The sequence below is a fragment of the Neobittarella massiliensis (ex Bilen et al. 2018) genome, assembly GCF_014269355.1.
GTDB classification, from domain to species: domain Bacteria; phylum Bacillota; class Clostridia; order Oscillospirales; family Ruminococcaceae; genus Neobittarella; species Neobittarella massiliensis.
Genome location: NZ_JACOGI010000001.1, coordinates 1,856,060 through 1,871,732 on the forward strand (window position 1 = coordinate 1,856,060; position 15,673 = coordinate 1,871,732).

A 15,673-nucleotide genomic window follows, 5' to 3' on the forward strand; every position below is an offset into this window, starting at 1 on the left:
GAGGTAGAGAAGATGATCCTTTCGTATAAATGGTTGCAGGACTACACCGAGATCGACGCTGCGCCCCGAGCGTACGCCGAGGCCATGAGCATGTCCGGCTCCAAAGTAGAGGGCTGGGAGAACCTGGCCGACGAGATAAAAAACGTAGTGGTAGGCAAGGTGCTCTCGATCGAAAAGCACCCCGACGCCGATAAACTGGTGGTGTGCCAGGTAGAGGTGGGCGGAGCGGAGCCCATCCAGATCTGCACCGGCGCCACCAACCTGTACCCCGGCGCGGTGGTGCCGGTGGCGCTGCACGACTCCTATCTGCCCGGCGGCGTGCACATCAAAAAAGGCAAGCTGCGGGGACAGGTCTCTAACGGGATGATGTGTTCGTTTGCCGAGCTGGGTCTCACCGAGCACGACTGCCCCGACCAAGATGCCGACGGCATCATGATCTTAAAGGATGGCAGCTACACCGTCGGCGAGGATATCGTCACCGCGCTGGAGCTGGACGATCTGGCGGTGGAGTTCGAGATCACCTCCAACCGGCCCGACTGTCTGTCGATGATCGGTCTGGCCCGTGAGAGCGCCGCCACCTTTAGAAAGCCGCTGCGGCTGCCCGACCCCCGCGTAGAACACGAGAGCGGGGATATCGGCGATTACTTGAAAGTGGACGTCGAGACCGAAAACTGCCTGCGGTACGCCGCCAAAGTCGTCAAAAATGTAAAGATCGGTCCCTCGCCCAAGTGGATGCGCGACCGGCTGCGGGTGTGCGGCATCCGCCCCATCAGCAACATCGTCGACATCACCAACTACGTGCTGCTGGAGTACGGCAGCCCCATGCATGCCTTTGACTACCAGCAGGTAGAAAACGGGCACATCATCGTGCGCCAGGCCCGCCCAGGCGAGACGCTGGAGACCTTAGACGGTGTAGTGCGCCATCTGGATGAGACCATGATGGTCATCGCCGACGAACAGGGCCCCTCGGTAGTGGCCGGTGTGATGGGCGGCGAGAAGAGCGGTATTGCCGACGACACCACCACCATTATCTTTGAGAGTGCCTGCTTTGCCGGCCCCAGTGTGCGCCGTACCAGCAAAAAATTGGGCCTGCGCACCGAGAGCTCGTCCAGATACGAAAAGGGCCTCGACCCCGAGACCTGCATCTCTGCCCTGCTGCGCGCCTGCCAGCTGGTAGAGCAGCTGGGCGCCGGTGAGGTGGTCGGTGGCGTCATCGACTGTTACCCCGCCCCCAAGGCCCCCACTGTCCTGCACCTGGACGCCGACTACACCAACCGCTTTTTGGGTACCGAGATCCCCAAAGAAGATATGGTCAAATATCTCGAGAGCCTAGAGTTCGAGGTGCGTGCAGACGACAGCATCGTGGTGCCGTCTTTCAGATCCGACGTGGCCCACAAAGCCGACGTAGCCGAGGAGATCGCCCGGCTGTACGGCTATGATAAGATCCCCTCTACTCTGGCCCAGACAGCCGACGAGGCCGAGCTTACCCGGGAGCAGAAATTTGCCCGCACTATCCGTCAGCAGCTGGTGGGCATGGGGCTCTACGAGATCATCACCTACACCTTTATCAGCCCCAAATACTACGACAATATTCGCCTGCCGGCGGATAGTCCCCTGCGCGATTCGGTGACCATCCGCAACCCGCTGGGCGAAGATACCAGCGTCATGCGTACCACTGCACTGCCCTCGATGCTGGATATCCTCTCTAAGAACTACGCCAATCGCAACCTGAGTTGCCGCCTGTTCGAGCTGGCCACCGTGTACGAAAAGGCCGGTGATGACCAACTGCCAAACGAGCCCGAACACCTGACCCTGGGCATGTACGGCGACTGCGATTTCTACACCATCAAAGGTGTCTGTCAGGGCCTGCTCGACGGACTAAAGGTGCCCGGCTGCCGCTTCATCCCCTGTGCTGATCACCCCACCTTCCACCCCGGCCGCTGTGCCGAGATCGAGCTCGACGGTAAGATCGTGGGCGTCATCGGCGAGGTGTACCCAGAGGTGGCTGCCGGCTATGGCATCAAGCCCCGCACCTATATCGCCGAGCTGGATATCGCCTCTCTGCTGGCCGGAGCAGTAGAGACCGTGACCTACAAACCGCTGCCCAAATTCCCCGCCTCCACACGCGATCTGGCCCTGGTCTGCGATGAGGAAATACTGGTGGGCGACATCACCGAGAGCATCCAGCACAGCGCCGGCAAGCTGCTGGAAAAGGTGGAGTTCTTCGATATCTATCGCGGCAAACAGCTGCCCGAAGGCAAAAAGAGCGTGGCCTTCAAGATCGTGCTGCGCTCAGAGAGCGAGACGCTCACCGACAAGCACGCCGACGATATCGTGGCCAAGATCCTCAAAAATCTGGCGCCGCTGGGCGTGAGCTTGCGCGCATAGCTTTTTGCACAATCGGTCAAGTTTTATATCTTAGGGATAGGCGGCTTGTTCTCCCCGTTAAGTAGTGCAAAAAGGACAAGAACTGTTCTCAGAGCAGCGCTCCTCGCACTGCCGTCGGCAGTGACACCGTTCTTGCCAGCTGTGAGGTGCTATGATTATACACCTGCACGATCGGTCAGGCTTTATATCCTTGGGGTAGGCAGCTCGTTCTCCCCGCTATGTAGTGCAAAACGAAAAAGTAGGGTCGGGCCCACGAAAAGTTGATACTTCTATTGAGAGCACTACGGTGGGCTGCGGCCTGCCGTAGTGCTCTTTTTCTATAGCTAATTTGGAGGTCCGCTCTCTACTTGATATCTGCAGGGGTACTGGCTGACCGTCGATCTGAACGGTAAAAAATGTGCCGTTCTTTGCTGTGCAGCATGGAGCTGTCGGCAAGATCTCCCCTTATTTTGAAGTTTTTCCAGGGCATGTTTTGGTTGATTTATAGAGCAAAATAGTGTATCTTATTAGGTGAGAGGTGATAACCATGCAGGATCGGACCATGACTTTCTCCCTCTATGAGGACAAGGAAGACGAGACCAAAAAAATATTGACCCAGGTGTACGACGCGTTGCGCCACAAGGGCTACAATCCCATCAATCAGATCGTGGGGTACATCCTGTCAGAAGACCCCACCTACATCACGACCTATCAAAATGCCCGCAGTCTGGTGCGCAAGCTGGACCGCGATGAACTTTTGCGCACGCTGGTAAAATCTTACCTGGGCGAATAGCGCGCGTATTCTGCTATTGTAGTAGAACTCGTATTTGTGAACAAAATGTAAAAACGGCTGGTTTTTGCCTTTTTAAATGGCAAAATGCCGGCCGTTTTTGATAGGCCCTATTGGGGCGCTGCCGGCAGGTGGGCATAAAGTTTACCGGTGGGTTGTTTACTTTGCGGGTAAAAACTGCTATACTGTGTAAAGAAACTCTATAGATCTGGCGTTTTGTGCCCTTCATTGCGGCCCACTTAAACAGGTGGTGGCAGCCGGGAGCGGCGGTACAGAACGCTTTTTGTTTCATGAAAATTCTACCAGAGCGGGAGGAATACGATATGGCAGAAAAGAAGACGCTTATGTACAGGGGCAAACCGCTGGTGCGCTGCGGCAACGACATGTACTTTGGCAGCATGGACGACCGGTACATCGTGTATATGCAGATACTCTCGACCCAGAAACAGGGCGATGAGGATGTGGCCGATAAGGTGTGGCTGTCGCTGATGAACACCAACACCGACCTCTCCCCCATCGAGCGCATCGTCAAGAGCAGCGAGAAAAAGGGGATCTGGGGCGCTTTAGAGATCGCCGAGATCTGGCTGGAGCGCGCCAACAAAGAGGGCGTTTAAAAGTAGCGGTCTGACAGGTCTTAGAACGTCTAAAAAGAGGGAGTCACAAAAGTGGCTCCCTCTTTTTTATTTGCCTATTTTTATTTTCTTATTTGCACAAATTTGTCGAACATTTATCATCTATATGCATAAATTTATATATTCTTCGACAATCATCTGCAAAAATACGAGTAATATAATATACTATGTAAAAATAACATTTCATTTTCTGAGATGGAAGTAAGCGTAATAAAAAAGTTGTGGCACTGTTGATGGCACTGTGTATCGTGGCCGTCTGCTCGTTTACCGGTTGCGGATCGGTTAAGCTCGATAAACGCTATGCACTGGACGGGCGCCTGTCCTTTAGCATGCCGAGTAAGTGGGCACATGATCGCTCTGGAGATCTGGAACGTTTTTTTGCTAAAAAAATAGGTGCCCCCGACGACGGTTATATGACTGCCTCCTATGTTTTAGACAGGACAATGAAAGAGAGTCCCACCAGTGATGAAGCACAGACGTTTTTAGAGACATACTATAAGGCATACAGCGATACCGATGCGATGTCTGATGTTAAGGAGCTCGAACCGCTCTCACAGCTCACATCGGGGTTGTTCGGCGCTGAGTTTTTAGCTACCATGACGATAGACGGCACCGACTACCCGGCAGTCATCGAGCTCTTCTATAAAGAGCAAACTGTATACAGCTTTATTTTTTGTATGCCCAAGTACAGCAGTACACAACTGCGTGACTTTGGTGAGGATTTTAGAAACACCTTGCAGTTTAAGAGCAATACCGGTTTTGAGGAACAGGACCGGGTAGCCGGCTATCGCCAAGCCGACAAAAATGTCTACAGTGGTAAAGGGTTTACCAACAACTATATTTTCTTTGACGGCAAGATCGAGGATGTGCAGCAGCAAAACGGCGTTGTCGTAGCTCTGGCCAGCGACAGTAATGGCAAATCCTGGGCACTGACCGTCGGCGATATACCGCAGTACGCGCCCGACAACGTCGCGGTGCTCAAGGACAAAGAGGTACGGATATTTGGAAAATTTACCGGCTCGTCTGAAGATGGCCATCTGACTATGCAGGTGCAGCAGATCGGGGACAAACAGAGCGAAAAAATATATGAGGACAGCGCCTTTCGCTCCTCTGGAGACCAGTTCATTGCCCTGGTGGAGCAGAGCGGCGCACCCATTAGCTGGGCCGCCGCCACCGACGGCAGCCACGCCGGACAGTATGTGTATATGGACGGCTATATCACCGATCTCAGCAAGTTCTCCGCCGGCAAAAAGGCCACCTTTTTATTCAGTCAGAACATTGACGGCAACTTTGCGCAGCAGACGGTAGAACTCCCCTACAGCAGCAATCCAGCGGCTTCCTCTTTAAAAGCCGGCGGTGTGCGGCTTTATGGAACAGTGGGCAGCGACAATGTATTTTGCGCGAAAAAGGCAAAAGAGATGGATGTGGGATTTGGCGAGGTCGAGATCATCTCGCTGTTTAAGGCCAGCTGCGGCAGCTTGTCCTATGATGAGGCGGCTCGTAATCCCACTGCCCATGTCGGTGAAAAAGTACAATTTACCGGCAAAGTGGTTCAGGTCATCGACGGAGCGTCGGCGGATTATGTCACTATGCGGGTAAATGTGACTTTGGGTTCTTACAGCATTTACAGGGATACTGTATATGTCACCTATACACTGCCCGCCGGCAGCCAGCGCATTTTAGAGGACGACATCATTACCATGTATGGCATGATGGACGGGACCAAGACCTATACCTCTACGCTGGGGGCGAGTATTACCATCCCTCAGCTCCATGCCAAGTATATAGATATTATTGGGTAGTTGTCCGTCACCGTTTACAGTAGGACCTACCGATCACCAAAATAGTTCGGTCATTGCGAAAGGAGGCACTTTGACAGAAGCTGCCTCCTTTTTCTTTGTGAACAGCTGGATTTTTAAAAGCAGCGGGCTAAATGATCTTTTCACAGCTTATACCCCGCTTATCCAGGGGCACTATGCCCCTACGGCCATCGTGCATAAACCGTTACCAAAAAGCAGCCCCGTTTAAAAACGGGGCTGCTTTTTATCTATGCCTTGCAGCGGCGCAGCATGCAGCCGGCCGGGGCGGCGGGGGCGGGCAGCGAAAAGAGCATTTGCGGGTGCACCGCCTGGTCGATAATTTGGCCGTCTTCACCGCGCAGGTCATCGACCACAAACTTTAGCGGCGGCCGGCCGGGCAACAGCAGCTCGACCTCTTCGCCCCGATGCAGACGGTTTTTTAAGGTGGCGTACAGCCGGCCGGACCGGTATTTCTGCACCACCGCCACCACGTCGCTCTGGCGGATATAGAGGCCGTCGTCGAGGTGTTGGCCGGGTATATCGCCCATATAAAAGCCGGTGGAATAGGGGCGGTGGCTGACATTTTGCACCTCCTGCCGCAGCCAGCTGGGGCACTGGTAGTGCTGGGGTTCTTGGAGGTAGGCATCCAGGGCACAGCGGTAAGCATTGGTGACGGCGGCCACATAGTACACCGCCTTGGCCCGCCCCTCGATCTTTAAAGAGGTGACGCCGGCGCGGATGAGCGCATCGAGGTGTTCGATCATGCACAGGTCGTTGGCGTTTAGGATATAGCTGCCGCTCTCGTCTTGCCCTACCGGAAAGTACTGGCCGGGACGGGTCTCCTCTACCAGCCGGTACTGCCAGCGGCAGGGCTGGGCGCAGGCGCCGCGGTTGGCATCGCGGCCGGTGAGGTACTGGGAGAGCAGACAGCGGCCCGATACCGACATGCACATAGCGCCGTGAACAAAAGCTTCCAGTTCCAGCTGGGGCGGGGTATTTTGGCGGATATCGGCTATCTCCTGCAGCGAGAGCTCCCGGGCCAGCACCACCCGGCTGGCACCCAACTGGTACAGTGCATTGGCGGTGGCGTAATTGACCACCCCAAACTGGGTAGACACGTGCAGCGCCACCTGTGGGGCGTGCTGACGGGCCAGCTGCAGTACCCCCAAGTCGGCGACAATGAGCGCGTCGACACCGATAGACTGTAGGTAAGAGAGGTAGCTGGGCAGCTCTGCCAGCTCGCCGCAGCGGGGCATGGTATTACAGGTGACATACACCTTGACTCCCTGCCGGTGGGCATCGGCCACCGCCTGGGCCAACTGCTGCCGGTTAAAATTGCCGGCCCCGGCGCGCATGCCGTAGCTGTCACCGGCCAGGTAGACCGCATCGGCCCCATAGAGCAGTGCGGCCTGCAGCCGCTCGGGGTCGCCGGCCGGGGCCAGCAGTTCCAGCGGATGGGCAGGTACCGGCTGCATGTTTACTTTTTCCATGTCTTGCTGGCCTCGGCCACGTTCTTCTCGTGCTCCTCGTAGGTCTTGGCGTAGTAGTAGTTGTTGTTGCCGTCGGTGACGAAGTAGAAGTACTCGGACTCGGCCGGGTAGAGCGCGGCGTGGATGGCCGCCTGGCCGGGGTTGCAGATGGCACCCACCGGGATGCCCACCGCCGAGTAGGTGTTGTAGGCCTCGGACTGCTGCTCGCTGTAGGTGATGCCGAAATCGTCGTAGAACTGTAAAAAGAGGATGGTCACATCGGACTGCAGCTGAGAGAGGATATCGGGGTTGTTGAGCCGGTTGTGGAACACCGAGGAGACCATGAGCATGTCGTCGTTTGAAAACGACTCGCTCTGGATCATCGAGGCCAAGGCGATCGTCTCGTCGAGCGACATGCCCAGCTCATCCATGCGGGCGTACATCTCGTCGGTGATCTGGCTGTCGAAATGGGTGAGGAACACCCGCGCCACCTCGGTGGGGTCGGCGTCCTTTTTAAACTGGTAGGTGTCGGGGAAGGCGTAGCCTTCCATCTTGAGGATCTTCAGCGGATCGTCGGCGACGTGCTGCTGGAACTTGAGGCCGAAATCGGCCGTGTTGATGGCCTCGATAAAGGCGTTCTCGTCGCAGATACCGGCCTTTTGCAGGCGGCGGGCGATCTGGGCCAGATTATACCCCTCGGGGATGGTGACCGATACGGTGTCGGCATCCTGCGTAGTCTGCTGCAACACCTTGACGATATCGGCATAGGGGGCGTTTTTCTTCACCTGGTGGTCGCCGAACTGGTAGCTGCCGTCGTGGCCCTGCAGGCGGGAGTAGATCTTAAAGACGGTGGGGCTGGAGATTACCCCTTTATCTTTGAGGGCCTGGGCGATCTGGCCGGTGGAACTGCCCTCGGCCACAGTGACGGTGACCTGTTTGCCGGCGCCGCCCCAGCCGCCGATCTCGCCGGCAGCCCAGAGGCCGACACCGCCGGCCAGCAGCACCAGTACGGCGGCGACAGCGGCGATGATGAGCAGCAGTTTTTTGCGGCTTTTGGGGCCTTTAGAGGTGGTTTTTAAATTACTGGTCATGGGTGTTCTCCTTCTCTGTCTCTTCGGTGAGCACCTGGTCTACAGGTATGTCGTACAGGTGGGGGTGGACGGTGGCAAACAGGCAGTCGCGGTAACACAGGCCGATTTTAAAGCCAGTCCAGTTTGCCAGCAGCCGGTCGTAGTAACCTTTGCCGTAACCGGCGCGGTAGCCCTGCCGGTCAAAGGCCAGACCGGGAACCACGATGGGGAGGTCGGTGCGCCCCCACAGTCGGGTACCTGTGGGCTCGGGCACCGAAAAGGCACCGATGCGCAGGCTGGCGGTGGACGGCGTATGTACCAGCTGCAGCTGCCGGCCCACCACCCGGGGCAGATATACCTGTTTGCCCAGGTCGATACACTGCTCGATGATCGGCAGTGTATCGATCTCGCGGGGCAGGGCGGCGTAGAGCACCACCGCTGGGGCACCGGCAAATTGGGGCAGCTGCCAGAGCTGGGCGGTGATGTCGGCATCTTTTTGCGCCTTTTGCCGCCGGTCCAGACCGGCGCGGTACTGCTTGGCCCAGTGGCGCAGAGGGGCTTTGGGATCGGTCGTCATGATATCACCTCGCGAGAAAAGGACAGCGCCGCCGAGCGGGCTACCCCCGCTGACTAGGGGCGCATGCGGATGGAATTTTTGAGCAGCTGCGCGCGGGGGGCGCCCAGCAGCTTTTCGACCAGGGCCAGACCGAACTCGCAGGCCACGCCGGCGCCGCGGGCGGTGATGATATCGCCGTCGATCTCTACCGGGGCGCCGGTGGAGACGGTGTCGCCCAGCTGGTCTTCAAAGCCGGGGAAGCAGGTGGCGCGCCGGCCGTCGAGCAGGCCTTTGTGGCCGAGGATGGAGGGGGCGGCGCAGATGGCGCCGATGGGGATGTGGTTTTCTGCGCAGTAGTCGATACAGCGCTGCACCTGGGGGCTGTGCTCCAGCCCCAGGGTGCCGGGCATACCGCCGGGCAGCACCATCATTTGCAGCCCCTCTTCTAAAACGATATCGCTGTCGGCGATGTCGCAGGCGACGGTGATGCCGTGGGCGCCGGTCACCTGGCGGGAGCCGACGCCGACCATCATCACTTCCAGTTCGGCCCGGCGCAAAATATCCACCGGGGCCAGACCCTCGATCTCCTCAAATCCCTGGGCAAAAAATACATAGATCACGAGCTGAGACCATCCTTTCACCGCGGCACAGTTGCGCGCGAAATTGTAAACAAATTGTAAATTGGGGCCTTTTACGCCCTAAAAAATGACTTTGTGCAACAGCAGGCTGCGCCTTTACCGGCCGGCGAGGTATGGCCCGACGGGACAGGGGCGCGATCGGGAGTGCGTCAGTCCAGCACCAGGTCGATAAAGGCGGGAGGCGCGGACGGGCCCGGCGGCGGCAGCGACATGGCCGCCGGCAGCACCTGCCCCCGCCCGGCAAACAGCGGCCCCTGCGGCGGCAGCGTGAGCAGCAGCCGGGCAGTGCCCAGGAGACCGCACACCGCCCGCAGTGCAGCGGCAGCGGTGGCGGTATCGGCGGCGGCCAGTTCTTTGACGAGGGCGGTGTCGCCGTCGCGGTGGACGATGCAGTGGCCGCCGTCAAAGCGGTAGGCCCCGCCGCCCAGGTACGCCGCTTCGCGGCAGATGTGCCGGTAGCCCGCCGGGCTGTGGGCCATATAGCTGAGCCCGAGCCCGGCCAGCGCCTGCCGGCGGCAGGCGGCAAGCTGCGGCGGCGGCAGCGGCGAGAGCACTGCGGCGGAGCCGGACAGCTCGTCGGCCGCCAGACACAGCTGCCGCCGGGCGCCGTAGGTAGCGTAGCCAAAGCGGGCGTAGTACTGAAAGAGGCTCTTTTCACCGGGGACCAGAAGGATACCCGCGGCACCGGCCTGTGCGCTGCTCTGCCGGGCGGCTTTTAACAGCTGCCCCATGAGCCCCCGCCCCTGACAGCTGGGCAGTGTGGCGGCGGCGTAGAGGTAGTGCCAGCTCTGCGCCTGGCCGGCCTGCACCAGCTGCACCGGCAACAGGTAGAGCATGGCCACCGGCTGCCCCTCTTGCCGCCAGACCAGCGGGATACAGCTGTCAAACAGATCCTCTAAAAACAGGCCGATATAGCTGCTCTCGTCGCCGAAGCAGGCCTGCCAGATGGTTTTGAGTGCGGGCCAGTCGGCCCGGGTGGCGGTATCGATCACCGGCATCAGTCCTCCAGTGTCACGGTGTATTTTTCCAGCAGCAGTTCGGGCTTGTAGGAGAGCTTGGCCTTACGCAACCCCTCCTCGCCCAGATCTTCCTCGCGGTTGATGAAGAGGAACTCGTCCTGCAGCGTTTTGGCGAACTCGCGGTTGATCATGGGATAGGCGCCGCGGTAGTCGCCAAAGGCCTTTTCGACATGGGTATCGAAATAGTCTTTGCTGATGGCGTGGCCGAAGGTGAAGGCCACCACCTGGCCGTCGACCCGCAGGAGACCGCCGCGCAGGCCCAGCTGCTCGTAGTCGGCAAAGGCCTTTTTGACCGCGCAGTGCTCGATCTGCAGGCTCTCGCTGGTGCTGCAGCCGTTTTGGCGGCACCACTCCTCGTTCATGGCCAGACAGTCGGGGATGTTTTGGCGGGTGATGGGCTCGTAGAACCAGTTGTAGGTCTTTTCGAAAAAGGCGATGTGGTTGCGCTTGGAGTGCATTTTTTTGCCCGGCAGCGCCGCCAACTTTGGGGCGGAGTAGACGTAATCGAAGTAGTCGCGGTTGTTTTGCAGCTGGATATCGTCGCCGAAGAGCGCCCGCAGCAGAGACGCCTGCCGCTCGCCGGCGCCGTTGATGACGAACTTTTTGCCCAGCGCCCGGCAGTCTTCGCGCAGCAGGTCAAACACCCGGCGCAGGGCGGTGAGGTCGTCGACTGCGGGGCCGGCGGGGAAATTGTAGATGGCGCTCTCTCCGTCGATCGAGCGGGAGACGAAGAACCCCTCGGCCTGGGTGTACTCGATGCCGTAGGCGCCCCACCACATGTAGATGTTGGAAAAGGCGTACTCACAGCTGCCGAAACCGGCGGCATAGAGCAGCGGTTCGGCCCATGACTGGTCCTCGAGAGCGGGCTTTTTAAATGTCAACATATAGAAATGATCTCCTCACATACTTTACGGTATATCTCGCCGGCTATCTGCTCGATGGGATACGGCTCGGTGGCGCTGCTGCAGCGTATTTTGTGCCAGCCCAGCTTTTGGATGCAGAAATCTGCCGCCCGGCGGCAGTGGGTGAGATAGGCTACATCCTGTTCGTGGATATCTCTGTGGCCGCCGCCGGCGTAGCGCCGGTCCATCAGCTGCTGGGACACGGCCGGGTCCATATCGAGATACAGCACCAGGTCGGGCGCCGGGATCTGCATTTTGCAGAATTCCAGGTCGCACAGCCAGTCGAGGTAGGGCTGCCACTGGGGCGGGGGCAATTTGGCCAGCTGGTGCAGGGCGTTGGAGGTGGTGTAGCGGTCGCACAGCACCAGCCCCCCCTGCCGGTAGTGCGCCCCCCAGCTCTTGCGAAAGCTGGCAAAGCGGTCGACGGCAAAAAAGGTGGAGGCGGCATAGGCACCCACATCTTCGGGCTTTTGGCCGTAGGCGCCGGACAGATACTCCTCCAGCGCGCCGGCGGCGGGCTGACCGTAGCTGGGAAAGCTGACCTGCAAGAGCGGATGGCCGCCGCGCTGCAGGTTTTGGGCCAGCAGCGCCGTTTGGGTGGCCTTACCGCTGCCGTCGAGGCCCTCTATCACGATCAGTTTGCCCTGTTTTGATGGGTTTTGCACAGGTGTTTCCCCCTTGTGATGAAAGTTTTGCGCGCGGGTATCGCTAGTCGCTGAGCTTTTGCAGCTTGGCGAAGTTGGCCATGATCTTTTTGATGCCCACCTTGTCGAAGTCGACCTCCAGCAGCGTGTCGCCGCCCATGGGGGTCAGCGAGAGGATGGCGCCGGCACCGAACACCTTGTGGGCCACCTTATCGCCCACCGCGTACTGGGCGCCGGTCTTTTTGGGGGCGGCCGGGGCCGGCTGGCGGCGGCCGCCGACGCCGATCTGACCGCCGCCGCGGGTGGAGGGCGAGGGGCCGAAGCGCACTGCCGACAGATCAAGATGCATGGGCTCGGGGGCCCCCTGTACCTCGAGATACTCGTCGGGGATCTCGGCTAAAAAGCGGGAGGCCGGGTTGCGCTGGGTGGCGCCGAACAGCATGCGCTGCTTGGTGTTGAGCAGGTACAGCCGCTCTTTGGCGCGGGTGATGCCCACGTAGGCCAGGCGGCGCTCCTCCTCCAGCTCCTCGGAGGAGTACATGGACTGGCGGCCGGGGAAGATGCCGTCTTCCATGCCGGCGATGAACACGTTTTTAAACTCCAGCCCCTTGGCCGCATGCATGGTCATGAGCACCACGCTGTCGGCCTCGGCATCGAAATTGTCGATGTCGGTGATGAGGGCGATCTCCTCTAAAAACTCCTGCAGCGAGGGCTCCTCGGCCGACTGCTCGTACTTGACTACGTTGGAGACGAACTCCTCGATATTCTCGAGCCGGGTCTCGCCCTCGAAGCCCTGGGCGCGCAGAACGGCGATATAGCCGGTGTCCTCGAGCATTTGGCGGGTGAGATCGGCCAGGCTCAGCTGGTCTTTTTGGGCGATGAGCGCGTCGAACATGTCGGTAAAGGCGCGGATGCCTTTGCCGCGGCTGGCGATGGCCGGGTAGTCGTAGGCGTGCTGCAGTACCTCGTACAGGGGCAGGCCCAGACCGCTGGCGATCTGCTCGGCTTTGGCCAGGGTGGCCCCGCCGATGCCGCGCTTGGGCTCGTTGATGATACGGCGCAGGCGGATGGTATCGGCCGGGTTTTGGATGACGCTGAGATAGGCGACGGTATCCTTGATCTCTTTGCGGTCGAAAAAGCGCAGGCCGCCGATGATCTTATAGGGGATGCCGGCGCGGGCGAAGTAGCGCTCGATGGCGTTTGACTGGGCGTTCATGCGGTAGAGGATGGCGTGGTCGCCGTAGCGGCAGCCCTCCTCGGAGACGTTTTTCTCGATGGTGTCGCCGATGAACTCGGCCTCTCCGAACTCGTCGCGGGCGGTGTAGACGGTGATCTTGGCCCCGGCGCCGGCGCTGGTCCAGAGATTTTTTCCTTTGCGGGCGGTGTTGTTTTGAATGACCTGGTTGGCCGCACTGAGGATGTTTTGGGTGGAGCGGTAGTTCTGCTCGAGCCGGATGACGGTGGCGCCGGGGAAGGTCTGCTCGAAGTTTAAGATATTTTCGATGGTGGCGCCGCGAAACTTGTAGATGGACTGGTCGTCGTCGCCCACCACGCAGAGGTTTTGGTGGCCGGCGGCCAGCAGGCGCACCAGCTCGAACTGGACGCGGTTGGTGTCTTGATACTCGTCGACCAGCACGTAGCGGTAGCGGTCCTGGTAGTAGCTGCGCACCTGCTCGTCGGCCTGCAGGATGCGCACCGTGTGGTAGATGATGTCGTCGAAATCCACCGCGTTGGCGGCTTTGAGCGCCTTTTGGTAGCGCTGGTAGATCTTGGCGATGGTGCGCTCTTTAAAGTCGGCGTGGTCGCGGGCGGCGTTCTCCTCCGGGTCGACCATGCTGTCTTTCAGGCGGCCGATGGCCGACAGCACCGACTTGGGGGGGAACATCTTGTCGTCGATCTGCAGCTCGCGGAGCACTGTTTTGAGCAGGCGCACGGCGTCGTCGGTGTCGTAGATGGTGAAGTTGGAGGTAAAGCCCAGCCGGTCGATACAGCGGCGCAGGATGCGCACACAGGCCGAGTGGAAGGTGCTGGCCTGAATGTCGGCCGCGGCGTCGCCCACCATGGAAAAAAGGCGCTCTTTGAGCTCGCCGGCGGCCTTGTTGGTAAAGGTGATGGCCAAAATGTTCCAGGGGCGGGGGGCGGATACCGGCAGCAGGTCGGCGGTGGACTGGGGCAGCTGGGCGCCGCTGGCTATGGCCGCCTGCAGGGCGTCGATATCCTGCTGGGTGGGGGTGCCGTACACTTCTTCGGCGTGATAGGCGCGGCCAAAGGCGACCAGATTGGCCACCCGGTTGACCAGCACGGTGGTTTTGCCGCTGCCGGCACCGGCCAGGATGAGCACCGGGCCGTCGGTCTGCAGGACGGCTTGGCGCTGCATGTCGTTGAGGGAGGAAAAGCGGCTCGCGATATAATCGCGCCGCAATTTTACAAACTGCTCTTTGAGTGGTTGAGCCATAGGATAACGCGTCTCCAATCATATGTAGTCCCGCGCGGGGCGAGGCGGGCAGGCCGGCGCAGGGGCGACTTTGCGGGGGCCCCAAAGGGCCCCCGGCAAGAGATCGCAGTCTATTTATATTTTACCACATGCCCCGCCTTTTTAAAAGTGTCGCCGGCAAAACAGGGCCTTAGCACCGTGTGGGCAGACCCGATCACCGCCGGACAGAAAACTCTTTTAAGGGCGCCGGCAAACGGCACTGCCAGGCGGATGGACGGCTTTTTGGCCCGCGCCGGGCGACGGCTGCGCGCGGGGCGAAGCGGCTGTTTTAAAATGCACCTTTTTTCTCTGGCTTGGGCGGCAAAACGGGGCCGGGTGCAGGTAGATTTGTCCCCGGCTACCGCTCCCCTGCCGCCGCAGTACATTTTTGTAAAGACAGACAGCGGCGGCCGCCACCGCAGCGAGCGGCAGCGGCCGCCGAGTGGGCGCACCGGGCTTTGTCGTCACCTTATCCCCGGGCGCACAGCGCGCACACCTGCCGGTGCAGCTGCGCGGCCATATCGAAGGAGGGGGCGATATTTTGCGGGTCTACCGTTAGGATGGCCGACAGGGCGGACGCCAGGCCGGGCGGGACCGGGGCGCCGCTGTGCAGCAGGCGCTGAAGACTGCCTTTTTCGTTTAGGCAGTAGAGGCCGGCGGCGGCATACAGCGCCTGCAGCAGACAGTTGGCGGTGCGGTAGAGACAGCCGACGGCATAGAGGTGGTCGCCTTTGGCGATCGCTTTTTGCCCGCAGGTGAGGGAAAAATCGCTCTCCCAGAGAAACTTTTCGACGGCAGCTTTTTGATAGCGGGGCGGGAAGGTGCGCAGCTGATCTTTGAGCTGCTGCAGCGCGGGGGTATTTTGCCGCAGCGGGCGGCAGTGGTACACCTCCCCCATGTAGATGGCATTTACAAAACCGAAGGGGTGGCCGCACTGATAGTCGATGGTGATGTGCCCGGCGATACAGTCCTGTATACAGCGGGCGACTTGGGCAGTGTCGCGAAAGAGGATATCGACCGGGACGCCGCCCACCGTGAGCCAGCCGCCGCCGTTTATCCAGGGGCCCCAGGCACCCAGACCGGTGATACAGTCGGGGCGGTGGGCGTCGTCGAGGGCGGTGGCGGCACGGGAAAAGGCGGGCAGGTCGAGGGCGGCGGTGTAGTAGACGCCGATATCGATATCGGAGCCGGGGCCGGCGGTACCGGTGGCGCGGGAGCCGCCCAGCACCACGGCGTCGATACCGGCGACCGGGGCCAGCGCGGCGGTGATGGTATTTATGATCTCGCTTATCTGCATGAAAGACACCTCGCTTT

The 15,673-nt window shown here is 59.8% G+C and carries 13 protein-coding genes; 4 read left to right on the forward strand and 9 right to left on the reverse strand.

Annotation, left to right across the window (positions count from 1 at the left end; translation table 11 throughout):
- Positions 1-12 precede the first annotated feature (12 nt).
- From pheT to H8K20_RS08465, 4 genes are all read left to right on the forward strand, one after another.
- Positions 13-2,388, forward strand: a complete 2,376-nt coding sequence (gene pheT, locus H8K20_RS08450; protein ID WP_186488085.1) for a phenylalanine--tRNA ligase subunit beta — start codon at positions 13-15, stop codon at positions 2,386-2,388.
- Between the two features lie 526 nt (positions 2,389-2,914).
- Complete coding sequence (locus tag H8K20_RS08455) at positions 2,915-3,160, forward strand: IreB family regulatory phosphoprotein (protein ID WP_105204857.1); 246 nt, start codon at positions 2,915-2,917, stop codon at positions 3,158-3,160.
- A 320-nt stretch (positions 3,161-3,480) separates the two neighbouring features.
- Entirely contained in the window at positions 3,481-3,771 is a 291-nt protein-coding gene (locus tag H8K20_RS08460) for a hypothetical protein (protein WP_186488086.1), read from the forward strand.
- A 539-nt stretch (positions 3,772-4,310) separates the two neighbouring features.
- Positions 4,311-5,591, forward strand: coding sequence for a hypothetical protein (locus H8K20_RS08465; protein WP_186488087.1), 1,281 nt, complete (start codon positions 4,311-4,313; stop codon positions 5,589-5,591).
- Positions 5,592-5,836: 245 nt separating this feature from the next.
- On the opposite strand, the gene H8K20_RS08470 is transcribed toward H8K20_RS08465, so the two are convergent.
- From H8K20_RS08470 to H8K20_RS14045, 9 genes are all read right to left on the reverse strand, one after another.
- Entirely contained in the window at positions 5,837-7,078 is a 1,242-nt protein-coding gene (locus H8K20_RS08470; protein ID WP_243206200.1) for a peptidase U32 family protein, read from the reverse strand.
- Positions 7,066-8,148: an endolytic transglycosylase MltG gene (mltG, locus tag H8K20_RS08475; protein WP_186488088.1), complete on the reverse strand. Its 1,083-nt coding sequence runs from the start codon at positions 8,146-8,148 to the stop codon at positions 7,066-7,068. Before mltG ends, H8K20_RS08470 begins: the two co-directional genes overlap by 13 nt.
- On the reverse strand, positions 8,138-8,704 hold the full coding sequence (locus H8K20_RS08480; RefSeq protein ID WP_186488089.1) for a 5-formyltetrahydrofolate cyclo-ligase: 567 nt from the start codon (positions 8,702-8,704) through the stop codon (positions 8,138-8,140). The genes mltG and H8K20_RS08480 overlap by 11 nt, the downstream gene beginning before the upstream one ends.
- Positions 8,705-8,757: 53 nt before the next feature.
- Positions 8,758-9,303 carry a DJ-1 family glyoxalase III gene (locus tag H8K20_RS08485; protein ID WP_105204862.1) on the reverse strand — a complete coding sequence of 182 codons (546 nt, stop codon included), beginning with the start codon at positions 9,301-9,303 and terminating at the stop codon, positions 8,758-8,760.
- 167 nt (positions 9,304-9,470) lie between these two features.
- On the reverse strand, positions 9,471-10,319 hold the full coding sequence (locus tag H8K20_RS08490; protein WP_186488090.1) for a GNAT family N-acetyltransferase: 849 nt from the start codon (positions 10,317-10,319) through the stop codon (positions 9,471-9,473).
- The gene (locus tag H8K20_RS08495; RefSeq protein WP_186488091.1) at positions 10,319-11,224 is read right to left on the reverse strand and encodes a DUF2156 domain-containing protein; all 906 of its coding nucleotides are present in this window, start codon (positions 11,222-11,224) and stop codon (positions 10,319-10,321) included. The genes H8K20_RS08490 and H8K20_RS08495 overlap by 1 nt, the downstream gene beginning before the upstream one ends.
- Positions 11,218-11,907: a dTMP kinase gene (locus tag H8K20_RS08500; protein ID WP_105204865.1), complete on the reverse strand. Its 690-nt coding sequence runs from the start codon at positions 11,905-11,907 to the stop codon at positions 11,218-11,220. Before H8K20_RS08500 ends, H8K20_RS08495 begins: the two co-directional genes overlap by 7 nt.
- A 43-nt stretch (positions 11,908-11,950) precedes the next feature.
- Complete coding sequence (locus H8K20_RS08505) at positions 11,951-14,341, reverse strand: ATP-dependent helicase (RefSeq protein ID WP_186488092.1); 2,391 nt, start codon at positions 14,339-14,341, stop codon at positions 11,951-11,953.
- A 487-nt stretch (positions 14,342-14,828) separates the two neighbouring features.
- Complete coding sequence (locus H8K20_RS14045; protein ID WP_186488093.1) at positions 14,829-15,656, reverse strand: nucleotidyltransferase domain-containing protein; 828 nt, start codon at positions 15,654-15,656, stop codon at positions 14,829-14,831.
- Positions 15,657-15,673 lie beyond the last annotated feature (17 nt).